This window comes from Micromonospora sp. M71_S20, assembly GCF_003664255.1.
Taxonomy (GTDB): Bacteria; Actinomycetota; Actinomycetes; order Mycobacteriales; family Micromonosporaceae; genus Micromonospora.
The window spans coordinates 496050-516563 of sequence record NZ_RCCV01000004.1 but is presented as its reverse complement, the minus strand read 5'-3'; the positions used below and the strand labels follow the sequence as shown (position 1 = coordinate 516563).

Below are 20514 nucleotides of genomic sequence, written 5' to 3'. Positions count from 1 at the left end.
CCTTGCCGCGGCGAGCATGCTCGTTCCACAACGTCCGCAACAGACGGAGGAACCCATGCGAGATCTACGGAAAATCCGGGTCCTGGCGACGGCCGCCGCGGTCGTCGCGCTGCTCACCGCCGCCGCGTCCCCGGCGCGGGCGGACACCACGCTGGAGGTGAGACCGGGTCTCAGCCCGTTCTTCTCCGACGGCAAGAACGGCAGCGGACCCCGGGAGTACGTGACCCGCAACCTGAGCACGGAGGCCCGCAACCAGTACCTGCGCAGCTGCAGGTTGGGCTACTCCTGCTACGCCGTGGGAGAGGGCGACGGTCAGCACACCTTCTTCGAGCTCTACTACTGCGACGATCGGAACCTCACGAACTTCCTGGGCCGCGGCGCCGCCGTCAACCACCAGAGGGACGGCGCGGTCGCGCACCTCAGCGACAGAGAAAGCGTGACGCAACAGGCGATCAACCCGGACAACATCCCGGTCTCCGTCGACTGGGACCCGATCTGGTACATCCACCCATGCTGATCCGGTGAGCGGGCCTGCGCCGTCGTGATCCGGGGGCGACGGCGCGGGCCCGCGGTCGTACGCGCACCTCTCCCCCCGGGGTGCGCCCACCGGCCGCCGGCCGGCGACTCACCCCGGCACCCCGAGCACGTGCGTGCTGCCGGTGCGCGCCGGCCACGGCAGCGCCGCGCGGTCGAGCTTGCCGTTGCCGGTGGCGGGAAAGCCGTCCACGAACACCACCGCGGCTGGCACCATGTAGTCCGGCAGCGCGGCGGCCACGTGCCGGCGCAGCTCCCGTACGGTCGGGCGGCAGCCGGGTGCCGGCACGACGTAGGCCACCAGCGCGCGGTCGCCGTCGGGGGCCGGCCGGGCCAGCGCCACCACGTCCTTCACGCCGGCGTGCCCGCGCAGGCGGTGCTCGACCTCGGCCAGCTCCACCCGGGCGCCGCGGATCTTGACCTGCCCGTCGACCCGGCCGAGGAAGGTCAGCACCCCGTCAGGGCCGAAGCTCGCCCGGTCGCCGGTGCGGTAGAGCCGGCCCCGCGGGTCGGGCCCGAGCGTGTCCGGGACGAACCGCTGCCGGGTCAGCTCCGGCTGACGGTGGTAGCCGAGGGCGAGGACGTCGCCGCCGATGAGCAGGTCGCCCGGCACGCCCGCCGGGCACGGCCGCAGGTCCTCGTCGACCACCCAGTACTGCGCGTTGTCGATCGGCCGCCCGTACGGGATGCTGCGCCAGGCCGGGTCGACCACGCCGACCTCGAACCAGTTCGACCAGACGGTCGCCTCGGTGGCGCCGCCGAGGCTGACGATCGTCGCCCCGGTGAAGACCGACCGCACCTCGTCGGGCAGCGTCAACGGCGTGTAGTCGCCGCTGAGGTAGACCAGCCGCAGGTCGCCGGTGCCGGCGGCACCCCGGTGCCCGCCGAGCAGCGGCGCGAGGTGGGCCAGCGTGGTCGGCGCGGAGTTCCAGTACGTCACCGGCTCACGCAGCAGCACGTCGAGCAGCAGTTCCGGGTCGCGCCGCTGCGCGTCGTCGGCGAGGTAGACGCCCGCCCCGTACGCGGGCAGGCCGAGCAGGTCGAAGACGGACAGGTCGAAGCCGAGCGAGGTGACCGACAGCCCCAGGTCGTGCGGGCCGAAGCCGTGCGTGCGGCGACACCAGGCGAGGAGGTTGTGCAGCGACCGGTGCGCCACGGCGACGCCGTTGGGCCGGCCGGTGCTGCCGGAGGTGAAGACCACGTAGGCGGTGGAGTCCACGCCGGTGCCGGGTTCCGGAGGGTGCTCCTCGCGGGGGTCCGCGACCGGGGCGTCGGCGCCCACCGGGCGCACCCCCGGCGGCAGCGGCCAGCCGTCCTCGCCCTCGGCGACGACGAGCAGCCCCACACCGGCCTCGGCCAGCAGGGTGTGCGCCCGCTCGGCGGGCAGCGTCGGCTCGACCGGCACGTAGCAGCCGCCCGCCTTCAGCACCCCGTACACGGCGACCGCCAGCAGCGGCCCGCGCGGCACCCGGATGCCCACCGGCGTCTCGGGTCCCACCCCGTGGTCGCGCAGCGCCCACGCCAGCCGGTTGGCGCGCCGGTCCAGCTCGGCGAAGGTCAGCGCGCCGCCGGCCCAGCGCACCGCCACGGCGTCCGGGCGAAGCCGGGCCTGCGCCTCGAACAGCCGGTGCACCGGGCCGTCCGCGGCGTACGCGCGGGCGGTGGCGTTCCACGCCCGCTGCTGCGCGGCCGGGTCGGGCGTCGCCCGCCCGGGTGCGGCCGGATCGGCCGACGGGCGGCGCGGCGCGGTGGTCATCGGGTGCCGGCCAGCACGGCGCTGATCACGTCGGTCAGGTGCACCAGGAGCGGCGGCTTCATGATCCCGATGTGGTCCCCGGGCACCCGGTGCAGCTCGATCCCCCCGCCGATCAGCTCCTCCCACCGTTCGAGGTAGTCGGCGAACGTCTGGCCGCTGGACACCACGTGCTGGCCGTTGGCGAGCGCGTCGCTGGCGATGAGGTGCAGCCTGCCGGCGTAGCGGGGGTTCGGGTATTCGATGAGCGCCTGCAACGACTCCCGCCAGACCCGGACCATCCGCGGCCAGGCGGCGCCGACGCCGCGCTCGGGCAGCGCCATGCCCTCCTTCTCGTCGATGTCGTTGGCCACCCGCTCGTAGAGGTCCATGATCTCGGCGCGCCGCTCGGGTGTGTCCGCCTCCGGCCCGCCCCGGTCGATCTCCAGCACCAGCTTCTCCAGCCGGCGCACGAAGCCCATCTGCTCGTAGAACTTCGGCCGGGTCTGCGCGTCCAGCACCGGGTCGAGGAGCATGAAGGTCACCTCCTCACCGGCGTCCAGCAGCAGGGTGGCCAGCTCCGCCGCGATCGTGCTGCCGCCGCACCAGCTGAACAGCCGGTACGGCCCGTGCGGCTGGGCGGCCCGCAGCTCGTCGAGGTGCCGGCGGGCCATCTCGGCGGCGGTGGGGATCGTGGCGTGGTCGCCGTGCGGCTTCGGCCACTCGAACGCGGCCAGCGGTAGCTGCGGGTCCAGGTACGGCAGGAAGCGCTGGAACCAGTGGGCACTGCCGCCGCCGGGGTGGATGCAGAACAGCGGCGTGGCGCTGCCGCGCCGCAGCCACAGCAGCGCCCGGTTGCGGCTGCCGGGCGCGGCCGGCGCCTCGGGGCCGCCGACCGCGCCGTCGGTGATCGCGGCGGCCAGCCGCGCGACGGTCTGGTGCTCCAGGAAGGCCCGGAACGTCAGCTCCACGCCGTGCGACTCCCGCAGCAGCGAGATGATCCGCATCATCGCCATCGAGTGCCCGCCGAGGTCGAAGAAGTCGTCGTCGATGCCGACCCGGTCCAGCCGCAGCACCTGCGCCCAGGCGTCGGCGATGGTCCGCTCCAGCGGCGTGCGCGGCGCCACCGGCGTGACCTGCGCGGCGGCGGGCTTCGGCTCGGCCGCGATCAGCGCGCGGCGGTCGACCTTGCCCGAGGCGGTGACCGGGAACTGCCCGACGACGTGGCAGCGGGTCGGCACCATGTGCGCCGGCAGCCGGCGGCGTACGTGCTCGCGCAGCTCGGCCGGGGACGGGGCGGCGCCGCAACTGCCGGCGGTGGGCCGGACGAACGCCACGAGCGTCGCCTCCTCGGTGCCCGCCGCGGCGACCGCGACGGCCGCGGCCTCGACGGCCGGGTGCGCCTGCAGCGCGTGCTCGACCTCGCCGAGCTCGATGCGGAAGCCGCGGACGCTGACCTGCTGGTCGCCGCGCCCGTGGAAGCGCAGCGAGCCGTCGTCGGCGCGGGAGACCACGTCGCCGGTGCGGTACATCCGGCTGCCGGGCGGTCCGAACGGGTCCGGGACGAACCGGTCCGCGGTCAGCGCCGGACGGCCGAGGTAGCCGCGGGCCAGGCCCGCCCCGGCGACGTACAGCTCGCCGCGCACCCCGGCGGGCAGCGGTCGCCCGTTGACGTCGAGGACGTGGCACCGCACGTTCGCCAGCGGGGTGCCGATCGACGGCATCCGGTCCGGCGCGCCGGCGGCCACCGGTGCGTACGTGGCGGCGACGCACGCCTCGGTGGGGCCGTAGAGGTTGACGAACGCGGCGTGCCGCGCCCACCGGTCGGCCTGTACGGCGGGGCACGCCTCGCCGCCGACCAGGGTGATCCGCAGCTGCGGGAAGTCCGCCGGATCCAGCCGGCTCAGCATCGACGGCGGCAGGAAGAGGTGGGTCAGGGTGGCCGCCTCGCCGCGCAGGTCGCCCGGGTCGCGGTCGGGCGCGGGCAGCACCAGCTCGGCGCCGGCGGTGAGCGCGGCGACCAGCTCGGACACCGACGCGTCGAAGCCCACCGAGAAGAACTGGAGCATCCGGTCGCCCGGTCGGACGTCGAAGACCTCCTGCTGGGCGTGCCGGAGGTTGAGCAGCGCCCGGTGCGGTACGGCGACCCCCTTGGGCCGCCCGGTCGAGCCGGACGTGAAGGTGACGTACGCCAGGTCCTCCGGCGCCACCGCCACCTCCGGCGCGGTGACCGGCATGTCGAGCTGGGCGGACTCGTCGGTCACGTCGACCGTCGGCACGCCCGCCGGACCGGCCTGGACGAGGCCGGCCGGCAGCCGCCCGGCGGCGAGCAGCACCGCGGCGCCCGTGTCGTCGAGCATGAACCGCAGCCGCTCGACCGGGTACGCCGGATCCAGCGGCAGGAACGCGCCGCCCGCCTTCAGCACGGCCAGCACGCTGACGGCGAGGTCGGGCGTCCGCGGCAGGCAGATGCCGACGACCGTGCCCGGGCCGACGCCGAGCGTGCGCAGCCGGTGCGCCAGCCGGTTCGCGCGTAGCTCCAGCTCGGCGTAGTAGACCTTGACGACGCCCTGCCGCAGCGCGACGGCGGTCAGCGCGGACCGGGCCTGCCGCTCGATCAGCCGGTGCACCGGAAGATCGGTGGGGAAGGCCCGGTCGGTGCGGTTCGCCTCGACGAGGACCCGGTCGCGGTCGGCCGGCGCCAGCGTGACGGTCCGCGGCGACGACGTCGCGGCCAGGGTCAGGTCGGGACTGGCGCCGGGGTCGCGGGCGGCACCGGGGTCGGCCGTGCTGGCGGCCATCGACGCCAGCACCTGCCGGTAGGTCCGGCCGACCAGCTCCAGGTACGGCCGCCCGATCCTGCTGGGCCGACCGAGCAGGCGCAGGTACCCGGGGAACGACACCGCGGAGACCGGCTGCTCGCTCGGGCTGAAGTCGGCCTCCAGGTCGATGCCGGAGCTCCAGTCGAGCATGTGGAAATCCAGGTACGTGAAGCTGACGTCGACCAGCGCCGAGGCGTGCCGGCCGTCGCGCCGCATCGCGGCCATCGGGTAGCGCCGGTGCGGCCACATCCGCGCCTCCCGCGCGAAGACCGCCCGCACCAGTTCCGGCCAGCTCGCGGCGGTCAGGTCGGCGGGGAACGGCACCGTGTTCAGGTACATGCCGATCACCTCGTCGCCGCGCAGCCGCTCCGGCCGGCCGTTGCCGACCAGCCCGGTGAAGAAGCGCTGCCGCCCGGTGACCACGCCCCAGGCCGCGAGGTGGGCGGCGTGCAGCACGCTCTTGAGCGACGCCCCCGCGTCGGCCGCGAGCCGGCGCAGCGCCGGCTCCAGGTCGGCGTACCCGACGACGACCTGGCCCGGCGCGTCGTCGGTGCCGTCCGGCCCCTCGGCCCCGTCCATCCGGCCGCCCCACTCGGCCGGGATCTCCAGCTTGTCGGCGGCCGTGATGGTGGCGGTCCAGAAGTCCCGGTCGGCCGCCGAGCGCAGCGACGCCTGCTCGGCGGCGACGAAGTCGGCGAACCGGACGGCGGGCAGCGGCGCCGGCCGGGGCACGCCACCACGGCGCAGCGTCCGGTAGTGCGCGAGCAGCTCGGCGATCACCGACGTGTGGCTCCAGCCGTCGAGGATCGCGTGACACTCGACGTGGGTGAGCCACCACTCGCGCTCGCCGGTCCGGTGCACCGTGTAGCGCAGCAGCGGCGGCACGGCCAGGTCGAACGGCACGGCGCGCTGGGCGAGCAGGAACTCGTCGAGGACCTGGCGCTGCGCGGCCGGCGGCAAATCCCGCAGGTCGTCCAGGTCCACCGGCAGCTCGGCGGTGCGGTGCACCAACTGCAACGGCCGCGTGTAGCCGGCGAGCGCGAACGAGGTACGCAGGATCTCGTGCCGCCGCACCAGCAGTGCCGCCGCCGCGCGCAGGTCGGCCAGGTCGAACGGCGTCTCGTCCTCGATCCGGTAGCAGCTGACGTTCACGTAGACCGGCCGCTGCGCGGCCAGCATCTCGTACACCATCCCGGCCTGGATCTCGCCCATCGGGTACGCGTCGACCAGGCCCGGCGGCAGCAGCGCGCGGTCGGCGTCGGACAGCAGCGCGAACGGCGCCACGACCGGCTGCTCGGCGGGCCGCTCCCCCACGTCGGCCGGCCCCTCCGGCGCCCGGGTGCCGACCAGTTCGGCCAGCTCGGCCACCGTGGCGTGACCGAACAGGTCGTGCACCGACACCGGCAGACCGGCCGCCCGTAGCGCACCGACGGCACGGATCGCCCGGATCGAGTCGCCGCCGTGCGCGAAGAACGCGTCGTGCCGGCCCACCGCGTCGACGCCGAGCGCGTCGGCCACGGCCCGCGCGATCGTCCGCTCCACCGGGCTCTGCGGCGCTTCCGCCACCGGCCCGGCGCTGCTGGGCGGCGCGGGCAGCGCGCGATGGTCGACCTTGCCGGCGGCGGTCAGCGGCAGCGCGTCGAGCACCACCCAGCGTGCGGGCACCAGCTGCCGGGGCAGCCGGGCCCGGGCGTGCGCCGCGACCCCGTCCCGGTCGAGCGCCGGACCGGCCTGCCCGGCTCCCGAGCCGACGAGGTACGCGACGAGCCGGTCGTCGTGCACGGTGACCACGGCGGCGGCGACGTCCGGATGCGCGGTGAGCACCGCCTCGACCTCGCCCGGCTCGATCCGGTGGCCGTGCAGCTTCACCTGCCGGTCCAGCCGGCCCAGGTACTCGATCGTGCCGTCGGCGCGGTGCCGGGCCAGGTCGCCGGTGCGGTAGAGCCGGCCTCCCGGCTGCGTGCCGAACGGGTCCGGCACGAACCGGTCGGCCGTGTGCGCGGGGCGGCCGAGGTAGCCGCGGGCGAGCTGGACGCCGGCCACCACCAGCTCGCCGGGCACGCCGGCCGGCAGCAGCCGCAGGTCCGGGTCGACGACGTGGGCGCGGGTGTTGGCGACCGGCCGGCCGATCGTGACCGGCGCCCCGGGCAGGCACCGCGCGGCGGTCACGTCGATCGTCGCCTCGGTCGGGCCGTAGAGGTTGTGCAGCTCGCCGCCGAACCGCTCGTGCACGGCCGCCGCCAGCTCGGCCGCCAGCGGCTCGCCGCTGGCGAAGATCCGGCGTACCGAGGGCAGCTCGCCGGTCGGCGTGTCGAGGAAGGCGCGCAGCATCGACGGCACGAAGTGCAGGGTGGTGACGCCGTGCTCGACGATCGTCGCGGCCAGGTACGCCGGGTCGCGGTGCCCGCCGGGGCGGGCGACGACGAGCGTCGCGCCGGTGACCAGCGGCCAGAACAGCTCCCAGACCGAGACGTCGAAGCCGTACGGCGTCTTGTGCAGCACCCGGTCGGTGGCGTCGAGCGGGTACTCGCGCTGCATCCAGGCCAGCCGGTTGACCAACGCGCGGTGGGTGATCACGACGCCCTTGGGCCGGCCGGTCGAGCCGGAGGTGTGCAGCACGTACGCCGGGTGGTCCGGGTCGGGGTCGTCGGGCAGCGGCCCGTGCGGGGCGGCGCCGTCCGCGTCGGGCCGGACCACCGTGCGCGCGGCGGTGCCGACGGCGTCCCGGTCGGTCACCACGACCCGTACCGCGGCGTCGGTGAGCAGCTGCTCCAGCCGCTGCGGCGGGCTCTCGGTGTCCAGCGGCAGGTAGGCGCCGCCGGCGGTGAGCACGGCCAGCAGCGCGGTCACCAGGTCCGGGCCGCGCTCCAGGCACACCCCGACCACCGACTCGGGGCCGACCCCGGCCGCGCGCAGCCGGAGCGCCAGCGCGGTCACGCGGGCGTCGAGTTCGGCGTACGACAGGCTGCGGTCCGCCGCCCGCACGGCCACCGCGTCCGGGGTGGCCGCCGCCTGGGCGCGGAACAGGGCCGGCAGCGTGGTGGCCGGCACGTCGGTCGCGGTGTCGTTCCAGCCGTCGAGCAGCTGCTCGCGCTCGTCCGGCGGGAGCATGTCGATGTCGGCCAGCGGGGCGTCCGGGGCCGCCGCCACGCCGGCCAGCAGCTGCCCGACGTGTGCGGCGAACCGCTCGATCGTGCCGCGGTCGAACAGGCTGGTGGCGTAGACCACGGCGCCGGCGAGCGAACCGTCCGGGCACGGGGACACCGACAGGGTCAGGTCGAACTTGGCGTCGGCGAACGGGATCGGCACCGACAGGACGTCCGACCCGGGCACCTGGAAGCCCTCCGGCCCGGCCTCCTGCCAGACGAACATCGTCGAGAACAGCGCGGTCCGCGCGGGGTCGCGGACCGGCGCCAGCTCCTCTACCAGCTGCTCGAACGGCAGCTCCTGGTGGTCGAAGGCGTCCAACGAGGTACGGCGGACCCGCTCGACCAGCTCGCCGAACGTCGGATCGTCGGCCAGGTCGGCCCGCACCACGACGGTGTCCACGAAGAGCCCGATGAGGCCCTGCACGTCGTCGTGCCCACGCCCGGCGACCGGCGTGCCGACCGTGACGTCGGTCCGGCCGCTCCACCGCCCGAGCACGACCGCGTACGCCGCCAGCAGGACCATGAACGGCGTGGCGTGGTGGCGGCGGGCCAGCTGCCCCAGGGCCGCCGCCACCATGGCCGGCACGGTGAACGGCAAGACGTCGCCGGCGGAGTCCCGTACCGCCGGCCGCGGCCGGTCGGTCGGCAGGTCCACCGGCGTGGCGCCGGCGAGCTGGCGGCGCCAGTACGGCAGGTGGCTCTCGCGCAGCTCGGCGGTCCGCTGCCGCTGCCAGGCCGCCACGTCGGCGTACTGCACCCGCAGCGGGGGAAGGTCGGCCGGGCGGCCGTCGAGCGCGGCGGTGTAGCGGTGGCGCAGCTCGTCCAGCAGCAGGCCCTCCGACCAGAGGTCCATGGCGATGTGGTGGGTGGTGAGCAGCAGCAGGTGCTGGTCGGGCTCCCGCCGCACGAGCAGGGCGCGGAACACCGGCCCGGCGGCCAGGTCGATCGGTTCGCGGTCGACCGAGACGAGCCGGTTCAGCAACCGGCACTGGGTCTCGCTGTCCAGGTGGGTGAGGTCGCGGACCGGCAGCGGGACCGGGGCGGGCGGGTCGATCAGCTGCACCGGCTCGCCGTCGGGGCCGGCCGGGTAGCGGGTGCGCAGCACCTCGTGCCGGGCCACCAGCCCGTCGAGCGCGGCCCGCAGCGCGGGGACGGCCAACCGGCTGCCGGGCCGGTCGGTGATGTGCAGCGCGATCTGCACCAGGTACTCGACGCCGCCGGGGCGCAGCCGGTCGAGGATCCACAGCCGGCGCTGGGCGTGCGACAGCGGTGGCGGGTCCACCCGGGGCACCGGGGGGATGCCCGGCTCGGGGAGCGGTTCGAGGCCGAGCAGCCGGCGCTCCAGCAGCTTCTCGTGCGGGGTGGGCGACTCCAGCATCTCGGTCATCGGGTTCCTTCCCGGGCGGCTCGGGACAGCAGGTCCTGCACCTGGCTGTCGGAGAGTCGACTGACGTCGGCGCGGACCGCGGCGGTGACCACGGCCGCGAGTCCGGCCACCGAGGTGGCCTCGAACAGGACCTGCAGGGGGAGATCGACGGCGAACGCCTGCCGCAGCGCGGTACGCACCCGGGCGACCAGCAGCGAGTGGCCGCCGAGGTCGAAGAAGTCGTCGTCGGCGGCGATGTCGTCGACACCGAGCAGCCTCGACCAGATCCCGGCGACGGCCTGCTCGACCGGGTCGGCCGGCGGCGCCGGGTCGGCCGGCGGCGCCGGGGCTGGTGGCGGCGGATCCGCCGCAGCCGCCGGCACGGCCGGCGCGCCCGGCGCCGGGGCCAGCCGGACCGCCGGGGCCTCCGGTTCGCGGGCCAACCGCTCCAGCAGCGCCACGTAGTCCTCGGCGAGCCGCCGCATCGTCGTCCGGTCGAACAGGCCGCCGGCGTACTCGAGAACGCACCGCAGGTCGCCGGCCGCGGTGCGGCAGACCGTGAACACCAGGTCGAACTTGGCGTCGGTGGCGTTCATGGGCAGCGGTTCCACCGTGGCGCCGCCGAGCGTGCCGGGCGTCTCCGCCGTGTGCAGGACCTGGAACATGATCTCGAACAGCGGGTTGCGGGCGGGGTCGCGGCGGGGCCGGACCGCCGCGACGACGTCCTCGAACGGGACGTCGTTGTGCATGAGCGCGGCCAGTACCGTCGTGCGCACCCGGTCCAGCACCTCGGCGAACGACGGCCGGCCCGCCAGGTCGGTCCGCAGCACCAGGGTGTTGACGAAGAAGCCGATCAGGTCCTCGGTCTCCGGCGCGTCCCGCCCGGCGGCGGGCATCCCGACGGCGATGTCGGTGCGGCCGGTCCGGTGCGCCAGCAGCACCTGGAAGGCGGCCAGCAGGGTCATGAAGGCGCTCGTGCCGTACCGCTCGCCGGCGGCGGCGACCGACCGGGCGACGCGCCGCGGCACGTCCACGGCGAGCATGTCGCCGACGGGGTCGCGGCGGGCGCCGCGCGGGCGGTCGGTGGGCAGCAGGACCGGTTCGAGCCCGGCGAGCTGGTCCCGCCAGTAGCCGATGCCGGCCGCGCCGACGGCCTCGCGCCGGGCCCGCTGCCAGGCCGCGACGTCGGCGTACTGCATAGGTGGTGGCGCCGGCACGGGCCGGCCGGCCGCCAACGCGCGGTACGCGTGGTCCAGGTCGCGCAGCAGCACGTCGCACGACCAGGCGTCGGCGGCGATGTGGTGCAGGGTGAGGCCGACCAGGTGCTCCGTCGGCGCGAGCCGTACCACCACGACCCGCAGCGGGTGCTCCCGGCGCAGGTCGAACGGCCGACCCGCCGTCGTGTCGAGCAGCGCCGCCGCCCGGGTTCCGGCGTCCGGCCCGCCGGTCAGGTCCACGACCGTGACGTCGGCCGGACCGGGCGGGTCGACGACCTGCACCGGCTCGCCGTCGCTGTCCCGGTACCGGGTGCGCAGCACCTCGTGCCGGCCGACGACCGCGGTCACGGCGCCGGCGAACACGGCGGGATCCCACGGCCCGCGCAGGCGCAGCCGCAGCCAGACGAGGTATTCGGTGCCGTCGCCGTGCAGCCCGTCGAGAAACCACAGCCGCTCCTGCCCCGGCGACAGCCGCAGCGCGCCGGTGCGCGGCACCGGCCGGATCCGGGTGCCGCTCGGCGGCGGGGCGTTGGTCTGGGTGGGCATCCGGCTCGGCATCGGCGGTCTCCCCTTCACCGGCGGTCGGCGTCGGATCGAGACTGGTGGACGCAGGCAGGCCGGAACCAGAGAAGGACCGGCAACGCCTCTGCCGGTCCTTCTCTGTCCCGGCCCGAGCCGCGATCGGCACAGTGGCATCGAGTCGGCGGGCGGGACACCGCACGGAGGACCGGGTCCGGACGCCCGGGACGGGACACCGACGACGGCCTCTGCTACGAAAGGTGCGGCGACATGCCCGGGACGATCGCGGTACGGACGATGGCGTCGTTCCTGCCGGAACGGTCGGTCGCGGTGGCGGAGCTGCCGGAGCTGGCGTACCTGGGGCCGGCCGAGCGGGAACTCTGCGCCGGCCTCGGGATCGACCGGGTCCGTACCGACCCGGAGCTGGACGCGTTCGACCTGGCCGCGGGCGCCGCCACCCGGGCGCTGACCGCCGCCGGGCTGGCCCCGGCCCGGATCGGGGCGCTGGTCGTGGTGGAGTCCCGCGCGCCGGCCACGCTGATGAGTTCCGCCGAGACCCGGCTACAGGCGTACCTCGGCGCCGAGCGGGCCCTGACCTTCTCCGTCGGCGGGCTGGGCTGCGTGTCGAGCACGCCGGCGCTGCTGGTGGCGCGCGGCCTGCTGGCCGCCGACCCGGACCTGACGGACGTCCTCGTCGTGCACGGCAGTACGCCGGCCACGCCGCGACGCTACCGGCACCCCGTTACGGTCAGCGGCGACGGGGGCATGGCCGTGGTCGTCTCGCGGGACGGGCCGCTGCGGGTGCGCGACGTGCTTCAGGAGACCGACGGCCGCTACTGGGACCTGTTCCGGGTGGACTACCGCGACCGCCCGTCGGCCCGCTGGACCGAGCAGTGCCGCGACCCTCGGGAGTACTCCTTCCAGCTGGCGCTGGAGAGCCGCAACCGGCTGCGTGCGATGTACCGGCGCCTGCTGGACCGCAACGGGCTGACGCCGTCGGACGTCGCCCGGCACGTGAGCCACAACCTGTCGGCGGGCGCGTTCCGGTTCGTCGAGGAGACGCTCGGGGTGGCGGTCGCCTCGACCTGCCGCGACAACCTGCGCGACCTGGGCCACCTCGGCGCGAACGACGTGCTGCTCAACCTGGCGACCGAGATCGGCACCGGGCGGCTGCGGGGCGGCGAGCGGGCCGTGCTGGTCAGCTCCAGCCCCGTGGCCGCCTGGAGCATGGTGCTGGTCGAGTTCGACGGCGATCCCGCGGCCGTCGCGGGTGACTGAGATGGGAGTGGGGATGGGAGCACCGGACCGGTCCGCGGTGGCGCGGGTGCTGCACGACTTCATCGCCCCGGCGGTGTCCGGACCGATCGGCCCGGACGAGGACTACTTCGCGCTCGGCCTGCTCAACTCGCTGTTCGCGATCGAGCTGGTGGTGTTCGTGGAGCGGCGCTTCGACATCGAGGTCGAGGTGGCCGACCTCGACCTCGACCACTTCCGCACGATCTCCCGACTGACCGACTTCGTGCTGGCCAAGACCGCCGGCCGAGCCGGGATCCCGGCGTGACCGCCACGGTCGCGCCGCCGGCGCTCGACGAGCTCGGGGACGACCTCGCCGCGGCCGCGCGCGACGAGGCGTCCCGCTGGGACCGGGACGGCGCGCTGCCCGCCGGGGTACGCCGCGCCGCGGCCGCCGCCGGGCTGCTCACCGCGGACCTGCCGGTCGACCACGGCGGCCTCGGCGCCACGCCGGCGCAGGTCGGTGAGCTGTGCGCCCGGCTCGGCGGCGTGTGCGGCGCGCTGCGCGCGCTGGTCACCGTGCAGGGCATGGTCGCCGCGGCCGTACTGCGCTGGGGCACCGCCGAGCAGCGGACGCGCTGGCTGCCCGCGTTCGCCCGCGGTGAGCTGCTCGCCGGCTTCGCCGCCACCGAGGCCGGCGCGGGCAGCGACCTGACCGCCGTCGACACCCGCATCCGTGCCGTCGCCGGTGGCCGGCAGCCGACCCTGGAGCTGACCGGCGCCAAGCGCTGGGTGACCTTCGGCCAGGTCGCCGACGTGCTGCTGGTGCTCGGGGTGCTGGACGGCCGGCACACCACCGTGCTCGTCGAGACCGACCGGGCCGGCGTGACGCGGCAGCCGGTCGAGGGCCAGCTCGGCCTGCGGGCCGCCCAGCTGGCCCACATCCAGCTCGACGGCGTACGGGTCCCGGCGGCGAACCGCGTCGCACCGCCCGGGTTCGGCCTGTCGCACGTCGCGGCCACCGCACTCGACCACGGCCGGTTCACGGTCGGCTGGGGCTGCGTGGGTATGGCCGAGGCGTGCCTGCGGGACATGGCCGACCACGTCCTCACCCGCCGGCAGGGCGGCACCCCGCTCGCCGAGCACCAGACCGTGCGGGGGCTGCTGGGCCGGGCCGCGGTGGACACCGCCGCCGCCCGGGAGCTCGCCGCCCGGGCCGCCCGGTGGCGGGCCGCTGGTGCTCCCGACGCGATCGCCGGCACGGTCGCGGCGAAGTACGCGGCGGCGCGCACCGCCGCCCTGGTCGCCGGTGCGGCCGTGCAGGTCCTCGGGGCGGCCGGCTGCGCCCCGGACAGCCGGGCCGGCCGGTTCTACCGGGACGCCAAGGTCATGGAGATCATCGAGGGCTCCGCCCAGGTGGCCGAACTGCACATCGCCGACCACCTGCTGCGGCGCGCCCGAGCGACGCGACCGGGAGGGCGGCCGTGACCAGCATGGTGAAGTGCCTGGTCTGGGACCTCGACGACACGCTGTGGGACGGCGTCGTGCTGGAGGGCGACGAGCCGGTGCCGTTCCCCGCCGCCGTACGCACGCTGCACGCCCTGGACCGGCGCGGCGTCCTGCACGCCGTGGCCAGCCGGGGCGAGCGCGCCGCCGCCACCGCCCACCTGGCCGCGCACGGCCTGCTCGACCTGTTCACCCGGGTCGAGGTGGGCTGGGGCGCCAAGTCCCTCGCGGTCGCCCGGATCGCCGCCGACCTGGGCATCGGCCTGGACACCGTCGCGTTCGTCGACAACGACCCGGTGGAGCGCGCCGAGGTGGCCGCCGCGCTGCCGGTCGTGCGCTGTCACCCGGCCGACGCCGTCGCCGGGCTGCCGGCGCTGCCCGAGTTCACCCCTGACGTCGTCACCGAGGAGTCCCGGCAGCGCCGCCAGCTCTACCGCACCGACGAGCGACGCCGGGCCGCCGAGGCCACGCATGCCGGGCCGCCCGCGGACTTCCTCGCCTCGCTCGGCCTGGTGCTCCAGGTGCGTCGGGCCGGCCCGGCCGACCTCGCCCGGGCACACGAGCTGACCGTACGCACCCACCAGCTGAACACCACCGGCGTCACGTTCAGCCCGGCCGAGCTGCGCGCGCTGTGCGCGTCCCCCCGGCACGAGGTGCTGGTGGCGCGGCTGCGGGACAGGTTCGGCTCCTACGGCACGGTCGGGCTGGCCGTCACCGAGTTGCAGCCGGCCGCGACCGTACTGCGGCTGCTGCTGATGTCGTGCCGGGTGCTGTCCCGCGGTGCCGGCGCGGCCCTGCTGGACCACCTCGTGCACACCGCGCTCGCCGCGGGCCGGCGCCCGGTGGCGGAGTTCGTGCCCACCGCGGTCAACCGGCAGATGCTGGTCACCCTGCGGTTCGCCGGCTTCGCCGTCGAGGACGACGCGGGCGACCGGTGGACGCTCGCGATCGACCCGGCCCGGCCGCCGGCCGCGCGGGCGCACCCGGTGCGGGTGGTGGCGGCGTGAACGAGCGGATCATCGGACGCGGCGCGGCGGAGCCTCAGGCGTGCGCCGAGCGGAACGAGGGGGGCGCATGAGCGGCACCGTCGGGGTCATCGGCGCCGGCACGATGGGCCTCGGCATCGCCCAGTGCCTGGCCGAGGGCGGGTACGACGTGGTCGTGGTCGACCCGGCGGTCGGAACGGCGGCCGGGGCGGCGGCGGCGGTGGGCCGGCTGCGTACCGGACTGCGGCAGGCCCGGCTGCTGGCCCCGCACCGCGCGGGCGACCCGGCGGCCCGGGTGATCGAGCGGATCAGCTGGACCGACCGGACCGCCGGGCTCGACCGGGCCGGGTACGTGATCGAGTGCGCGCCGGAACGCATCCCCCTGAAGGAACGGATCTTCGGCGAGCTGGACGCCGTCTGTCCACCGACGACGGTGCTCGCGTCGGTCACCTCCGCCATCCCGATCGACCGGCTCGCCGCCAGCACCCGCCGGCCGGAGCGGGTGGTCGGGACGCACTTCATGAACCCCGCGCCGCTCAGGGAGAGCGTCGAGGTGGTGCGGGCGCCGCGGACCAGCGCGGACACCCTCCAGCGCACCCTCGACCTGCTCGCCGCGATCGGCAAGACCGGCATCGTGGTCGCCGACGGACCGGGCTTCGTGATCAACCGCGTGCTGATGCTCACCGTGAACGAGGCCGCCGAGGTCGTCGGCCGGGGAACCGCCGACGCCGCGACCGTCGACCGGGTCTTCCAGGACTGCCTCGGCCACTCGACGGGCCCGCTGCGTACCGCCGACCTGATCGGCCTGGACACCGTCGTCGACACGCTCCTGGTGCTGCTCGAATGCACCGGCGACCCCCGCTTCCGGCCCGGACGCACGCTGCGGGACCTGGTCGCCGCGGGCAGGTACGGGCGCAAGAGCGGCAGCGGTTTCCACCAGTACCCGCAGCCGGTCGCGACCGCCGCCACCTGACCACCGCCGAGTCCGCGTCCAGGCACCGCGCCGCTAGACGCCGGCCGGCAGGTCGCCGCAGGTCGTCCCACCTCGCCGACGGGTGCGGATCGACCGTCAGCGCTTCCCCTGCCAGGGTGCGGACGAGGCGAGCCGCTCGCGCATCACGTCGACCGGCAGGGCCGGGTTCCGCGCTGCGGACTCGGCCAGCTCGACGTCGTCGAGCAGGTCGACGATCCGGTCCACCGGCAGTCGGGGGCATGCCGCCATCGCCCGCCGCACCGCGGCGTCGGGGTCGCGGGTGAGCCGGTCGACGAGCGCCGGATCCGCCCACGGGTCGCGGGCGACGAGCCGCCGGACCGCGGGATCCTGGTCGTCGGCGTACCGGGCCAGCGCCGCCGTCGGGAAGTTCGGCAGGGCCGGCAGCCGCCCGCGGTCGCATCGACGGTACTCGTACCCACGTAACACCCGCAGGAGCAGTTCGGGCGGCGCGGCCGGATGGTGATGGGCGAGGAGGGCTCGCACGCCGGGATCGGCATCGTCCGAGAGCGCGGTGACGGTCCCGGCCGGCAACCGCGGGTCGAGCGCGGCCCGCCGGCGCAGCAGCGGGTTGACCGACGTGGCGAGCCGTACCGACGCCGCCAGTGGCGGCAGCGGGTCACGCGACACCGTCCCCCGCACGTGCCAGCACAGGTCGATCCGGCGGTCCCACGGCGCCGTGGTCACGTCGATGTCGATCGCCGCACGCTCCTCCTCGGTGAGCGCGGGATGCACGGAGACGGCGGTCCGTACCGACGCGTCGGGGTCGGCGGCGAGCCGCGCCAACTGGGCGCCGGTCAGGTCGTCACGCTCGGCGAGGCTGCGCCGCACGTCCGGCGACGGGTGGTCGAACAACGCCTCGACCACCTCCGGCGGCAGGGTCGGGTTGGTCGCCATCGCCTCGACGCCCTCCCTCCCGTCCTCCGCGGCGAGCACGTACTCGATCAGTGCGGGCGAGAGCCGCAGCTCGCTCAGCAGCCCTCGGTACGCGTACCCGTTGACGGGTAGGTCCGCCGGCTCCCGCACCCGTTCCCGCTCGGCGTGGAAGTGGGCGGTCGCCGCCCGCACCTCCGGGACGTCGTCGTGTAGCAGGACTTGGCGTAGTTCGTCGCGGGCCGCTTCGTCCAGGCCGCCGAGCAGTCCGACCGCGGCGGCACGTACGAGCGGCTCCGGATGGGTGGCCACGACACGCACCGCACGCCGGTCGCGCCACGCCAGCTCGATCACCTCGCCGCGCAGCTCGGCCGGCGTCAAGATGCCCCGCCGGAACTGCTCGACGAGCCGGTCCAGGCTCGGCACGAACGCGCGATCCGGCAAGGCCACGTCCGGATCCGCACGGACGAGCTCGACCACGCGACGCTCGGGGTCGTCCAGCAGGCCGAGCCGGAGCGCCGGATCGATGTGCGGGTTGGCGGCGAGCGCGCCCCGTACCCGGGCCAGGGGGTGACGCAGCGCCGCTGCGACGACTGCGGGCGGCAGGTCGGCGCGCCGGCGGATCGCTGCGGGAACGGCCTCGGCGTGGTCGTCGAGCAGACGCAGCAGCACATCGAGCGGTGCCGCCGGATTGCCCGCGAGGCCCCGCGCCACCGGATCTCCGGCAGGACCGTCCAACCAGAGGTCGCCTCGGAGGTGGACCACCCTGAAGGTGCCTGTCTGGCCGTCGGTCGTCGCGGTGCCGTCGGTCGTCCGGAGAGTCGTCCAAGGGTCGTCGTCAGTCACAAGCAGCGAGGGTATAGCGGCGAAATCGCAGCTCAACAGGGCTTATCACCCGAATGGCAGCGGTACGGGCCCGACGTAGGCTGTGGACGGTGCCATTCCGCGCACGCCGCCGGCACCACGGCTCCGGCTGCTGTCAGGCCGAGGCCGTCAAGGCCGCTTATGCGACAAGCGCGGCGGTCGTAGCACCCCGTCCCGGCAGAGTCGGCCGTCCGCACAGTTTGATGAGGGCGTACGAGTCCGAGGTACAGAGGTGGATACGTCGCGAGACCTCGGGGCTGAGCGGCAGCAACTCCAGCGGCATCCACTCGGTCCGGGGTGTCCGGGGACCGGCCTCGCCGGGTAGGTTGCAGGCTCCGACATCCGTTCTCGGGCGGGGTGGCTGGTACGTGTCGAGCATCGAAGAGATCACCGGCGAGCTGCACGCTCTGGCAGCGGGCGTCGAGCGGGCCCAGCACCTCGCGGCTGCGGCCGACAGTCAGGCGCAGGAGATCACCGTGCGGGCCGCCGGCGCCGGGTTCACTGCGGTCGCTGCCGGAATCGCCCGAGTACGCACCGCCCTCTCCACCATCCAGGGCGGGTTGGGCAGTCTCGCTACTGCGGTCGGCGAGGCCGTCAAGGCCGCCGCGAGCGTGCCGCGGCAGGCGACTCCGCAGGAGACCATCGCCGGGCTGACGCCGGTCCAGCAGGGCATCGCCAGCGCCCGCGAGATCACCACCGCGACAATGACGCAGGTCGACAACGCACGACAACTCGTCAGCGCGGCCCTGCACGGTGGGCAACCGGGGCCGCTCCTGCAGTCCCTCGACAGCATCAAGCAAGTGTTGGTACTCCTCGTACAGCGCAGCGGCACCGCCCAGCGGGCTGTCGAAGCGGCGACCAACCAGGCTCGGCAGTTGGGATCGTCGGGAAACTGATCGGGGCTGGCGGTCGCCCACCGGCCAGCCCCGCGCCGTTCCCCAACGAATCGTCGCGCGTCGCGCCTGGTCGAGGGCAGGAAAGCCACGACGTGTTCCCACCGTGGAGCAGGCAACCCACAGGGGTCCGGAACAACGCACCGACTGGGCCGCGTACCGGCATCGGGCCCAAAGTGGATGCCAGCACCCGACGAGCGCTGGAGTTGGAGAACGAGTGTGCCGACACCGTGGCCGGCAGGGGCTACCGGATTCACCAGAATCCCACGGCGCAGGAAGCCAGTGGTGCTCGCGTCCACACCGGCGACAGCGGCAACCCAGACAAAGATCCGGACTACCTCCTCGAAGGTTACGTCTTCGACTGCTACTCGCCGGCGGTTCGCACGTCGGTGCGCAACATCTGGAGCCAGGTCCGGGAGAAGGTCGATGACGAGCAGACCCAGCGCGTGATCGTGAACCTCAAAGACTGGAAAGGTGACATGACGGCTCTACGGCGCCAGTTCGACGACTGGCCCATCGACGGGCTGAAGGAACTGGTTGTGGTGAAACCCGACGGTACGATCCGACAGATCATCCGGCGAGATTGAGGAGGGGCAGACATGGCCGTCGAGTTCCGTCTGATCCTGGCCGGTGATCCTTCCGTGCACGCGATCGCCGCCCTGACTGCCACGGACCCCAGCGAGAAACCACAGCCGACGTCCAATCCGCGCCTGTTCACCGCCCGTCTGTACGACCAACGCGGCTACGCCGTCACCATTCGCTCCGGCACGCACGGCTACTACGAGGCCGAGACGGACGGCGACTCCTGCTGGGAGTGGGAGCCGGAGACGTACGTCAACGTCACCTTCTCCATGGGTGCCGACGATCTGGCCGACAAGGGAATCCCCAACATGGTGGCGGCGGTAGCCAGGGTGCTGGCCGGTCGGGACGAGGACGCGGCCCTGATCCAGGACGGCAACTACCTCCTCCTGACCCGCACCGACGGCGTCATCCGGACACACCGCACGAGCTGGTGGGACCACTACCATCTGGAGCACCTCGTCACCGGCTGAGCTCGCGTCGTCGATGATCAACGCGGTGGCCGTCCTCATGCTCGTTCCACCTCCGACACCGAAAACAGGTGGCGCCGCGTGATTCTTGGGACTGCCGCGTCGAGAGCAGGTGGCGCTGGAGTACCAGGGCGCGTCGCAAGGTCCGGGCTGGTAGCCGCGGTGGGCGGCAGACGAGGTTCGGGTCAGGCTGGGGTGAGGAGGCAGAACTCGTTGCCTTCCGGGTCGGCGAGGACGGTCCACGGGACATCGTCTTCCAGGTCGACGGCGGTGGCGCCGAGGGTCCGCAGTCTGGCCGCCTCGGCCGCCAGGTCGTCACCCGGGTACGGGCGGACGTCGAGATGGACGCGGTTCCACACGGTCTTGACGTCGGGTGTGCGAATGAACCGCAGATATGGGCCGACGCCCTTGGCGGAGCGCAGTACCGCCTGGTGGTCGGTCACCTCGTGCAGGTCCCAGTCCATGGCCTCGTCCCAGAAGCGGGCCATGGCTCGCGGATCCGCACAGTCGACCACCACCGCGGCGATCGGTCCGGTGTCCCGGTAGAGCGGTCGGGGGTCCAGCACGCAGAACTCGTTGCCCTCCGGGTCGGCCATGACCGTCCACGGCACGTCGCCCTGGCCCACGTCGGCAGGTGTTGCGCCGAGGTCCCGCAGGCGCGTGACCACCTCCGCCTGATGGGCCGCCGAGGTGGTGGCGAATCTGAACGAGCCGCGTTGCCACACCGGCAATGCTAGTGCCCGTCGAGTCGGCGGCCATCAACGAGTCGCGGTGGCCGAC

At 74.7% G+C, this 20514-nt stretch carries 13 protein-coding genes and 1 pseudogene; 9 read left to right on the top strand and 5 right to left on the bottom strand.

Annotated elements, in window-relative coordinates; genetic code table 11:
- The first annotated feature begins 55 nt into the window (after nucleotides 1-55).
- Nucleotides 56-517, top strand: a complete 462-nt coding sequence (locus DER29_RS31350) for a hypothetical protein (RefSeq protein WP_121401225.1) — start codon at nucleotides 56-58, stop codon at nucleotides 515-517.
- Nucleotides 518-625: 108 nt separating this feature from the next.
- On the opposite strand, the gene DER29_RS31345 is transcribed toward DER29_RS31350, so the two are convergent.
- The 3 genes from DER29_RS31345 to DER29_RS31335 are packed head-to-tail and all read right to left on the bottom strand — an operon-like array spanning nucleotide 626 to nucleotide 11378.
- Nucleotides 626-2290, bottom strand: coding sequence for an amino acid adenylation domain-containing protein (locus tag DER29_RS31345; RefSeq protein ID WP_121401224.1), 1665 nt, complete (start codon nucleotides 2288-2290; stop codon nucleotides 626-628).
- The gene (locus tag DER29_RS31340; RefSeq protein WP_121401223.1) at nucleotides 2287-9624 is read right to left on the bottom strand and encodes a non-ribosomal peptide synthetase; all 7338 of its coding nucleotides are present in this window, start codon (nucleotides 9622-9624) and stop codon (nucleotides 2287-2289) included. The genes DER29_RS31345 and DER29_RS31340 overlap by 4 nt, the downstream gene beginning before the upstream one ends.
- Complete coding sequence (locus tag DER29_RS31335) at nucleotides 9621-11378, bottom strand: condensation domain-containing protein (RefSeq protein WP_158619125.1); 1758 nt, start codon at nucleotides 11376-11378, stop codon at nucleotides 9621-9623. The genes DER29_RS31340 and DER29_RS31335 overlap by 4 nt, the downstream gene beginning before the upstream one ends.
- Nucleotides 11379-11609: 231 nt before the next feature.
- On the opposite strand from DER29_RS31335, the gene DER29_RS31330 reads away from it, so the two are divergent.
- The 5 genes from DER29_RS31330 to DER29_RS31310 all read left to right on the top strand — a co-directional run bounded on the left by DER29_RS31330 (nucleotide 11610) and on the right by DER29_RS31310 (nucleotide 16037).
- Nucleotides 11610-12617: a ketoacyl-ACP synthase III family protein gene (locus DER29_RS31330; protein ID WP_199729629.1), complete on the top strand. Its 1008-nt coding sequence runs from the start codon at nucleotides 11610-11612 to the stop codon at nucleotides 12615-12617.
- Nucleotides 12618-12630: 13 nt separating this feature from the next.
- Nucleotides 12631-12900, top strand: a complete 270-nt coding sequence (locus tag DER29_RS31325; RefSeq protein ID WP_121401221.1) for an acyl carrier protein — start codon at nucleotides 12631-12633, stop codon at nucleotides 12898-12900.
- On the top strand, nucleotides 12897-14060 hold the full coding sequence (locus DER29_RS31320) for an acyl-CoA dehydrogenase family protein (protein ID WP_121401220.1): 1164 nt from the start codon (nucleotides 12897-12899) through the stop codon (nucleotides 14058-14060). Before DER29_RS31325 ends, DER29_RS31320 begins: the two co-directional genes overlap by 4 nt.
- Nucleotides 14061-14065: 5 nt before the next feature.
- Nucleotides 14066-15085 carry an HAD family hydrolase gene (locus DER29_RS31315; protein ID WP_121401469.1) on the top strand — a complete coding sequence of 340 codons (1020 nt, stop codon included), beginning with the start codon at nucleotides 14066-14068 and terminating at the stop codon, nucleotides 15083-15085.
- 67 nt (nucleotides 15086-15152) lie between these two features.
- On the top strand, nucleotides 15153-16037 hold the full coding sequence (locus DER29_RS31310; protein ID WP_121401219.1) for a 3-hydroxyacyl-CoA dehydrogenase family protein: 885 nt from the start codon (nucleotides 15153-15155) through the stop codon (nucleotides 16035-16037).
- A gap of 96 nt (nucleotides 16038-16133) precedes the next feature.
- On the opposite strand, the gene DER29_RS31305 is transcribed toward DER29_RS31310, so the two are convergent.
- Nucleotides 16134-17642 carry a hypothetical protein gene (locus DER29_RS31305; RefSeq protein ID WP_121401218.1) on the bottom strand — a complete coding sequence of 503 codons (1509 nt, stop codon included), beginning with the start codon at nucleotides 17640-17642 and terminating at the stop codon, nucleotides 16134-16136.
- 518 nt (nucleotides 17643-18160) lie between these two features.
- Here DER29_RS31305 and DER29_RS31300 point away from each other — a divergent pair.
- From DER29_RS31300 to DER29_RS31290, 3 genes are all read left to right on the top strand, one after another.
- The gene (locus tag DER29_RS31300; RefSeq protein ID WP_121401468.1) at nucleotides 18161-18688 is read left to right on the top strand and encodes a DUF6244 family protein; all 528 of its coding nucleotides are present in this window, start codon (nucleotides 18161-18163) and stop codon (nucleotides 18686-18688) included.
- A gap of 173 nt (nucleotides 18689-18861) precedes the next feature.
- Nucleotides 18862-19272 (top strand): hypothetical protein, encoded by a 411-nt coding sequence (locus tag DER29_RS31295; protein ID WP_121401217.1) that lies wholly within the window; start codon nucleotides 18862-18864, stop codon nucleotides 19270-19272.
- A 12-nt stretch (nucleotides 19273-19284) separates the two neighbouring features.
- Complete coding sequence (locus tag DER29_RS31290; protein ID WP_121401216.1) at nucleotides 19285-19737, top strand: SitI3 family protein; 453 nt, start codon at nucleotides 19285-19287, stop codon at nucleotides 19735-19737.
- A gap of 182 nt (nucleotides 19738-19919) precedes the next feature.
- Here the strand turns inward: DER29_RS31290 and DER29_RS31285 are convergent.
- A pseudogene (locus DER29_RS31285) lies at nucleotides 19920-20432 on the bottom strand (VOC family protein); the annotation flags it as partial.
- Nucleotides 20433-20514: the final 82 nt, after the last annotated feature.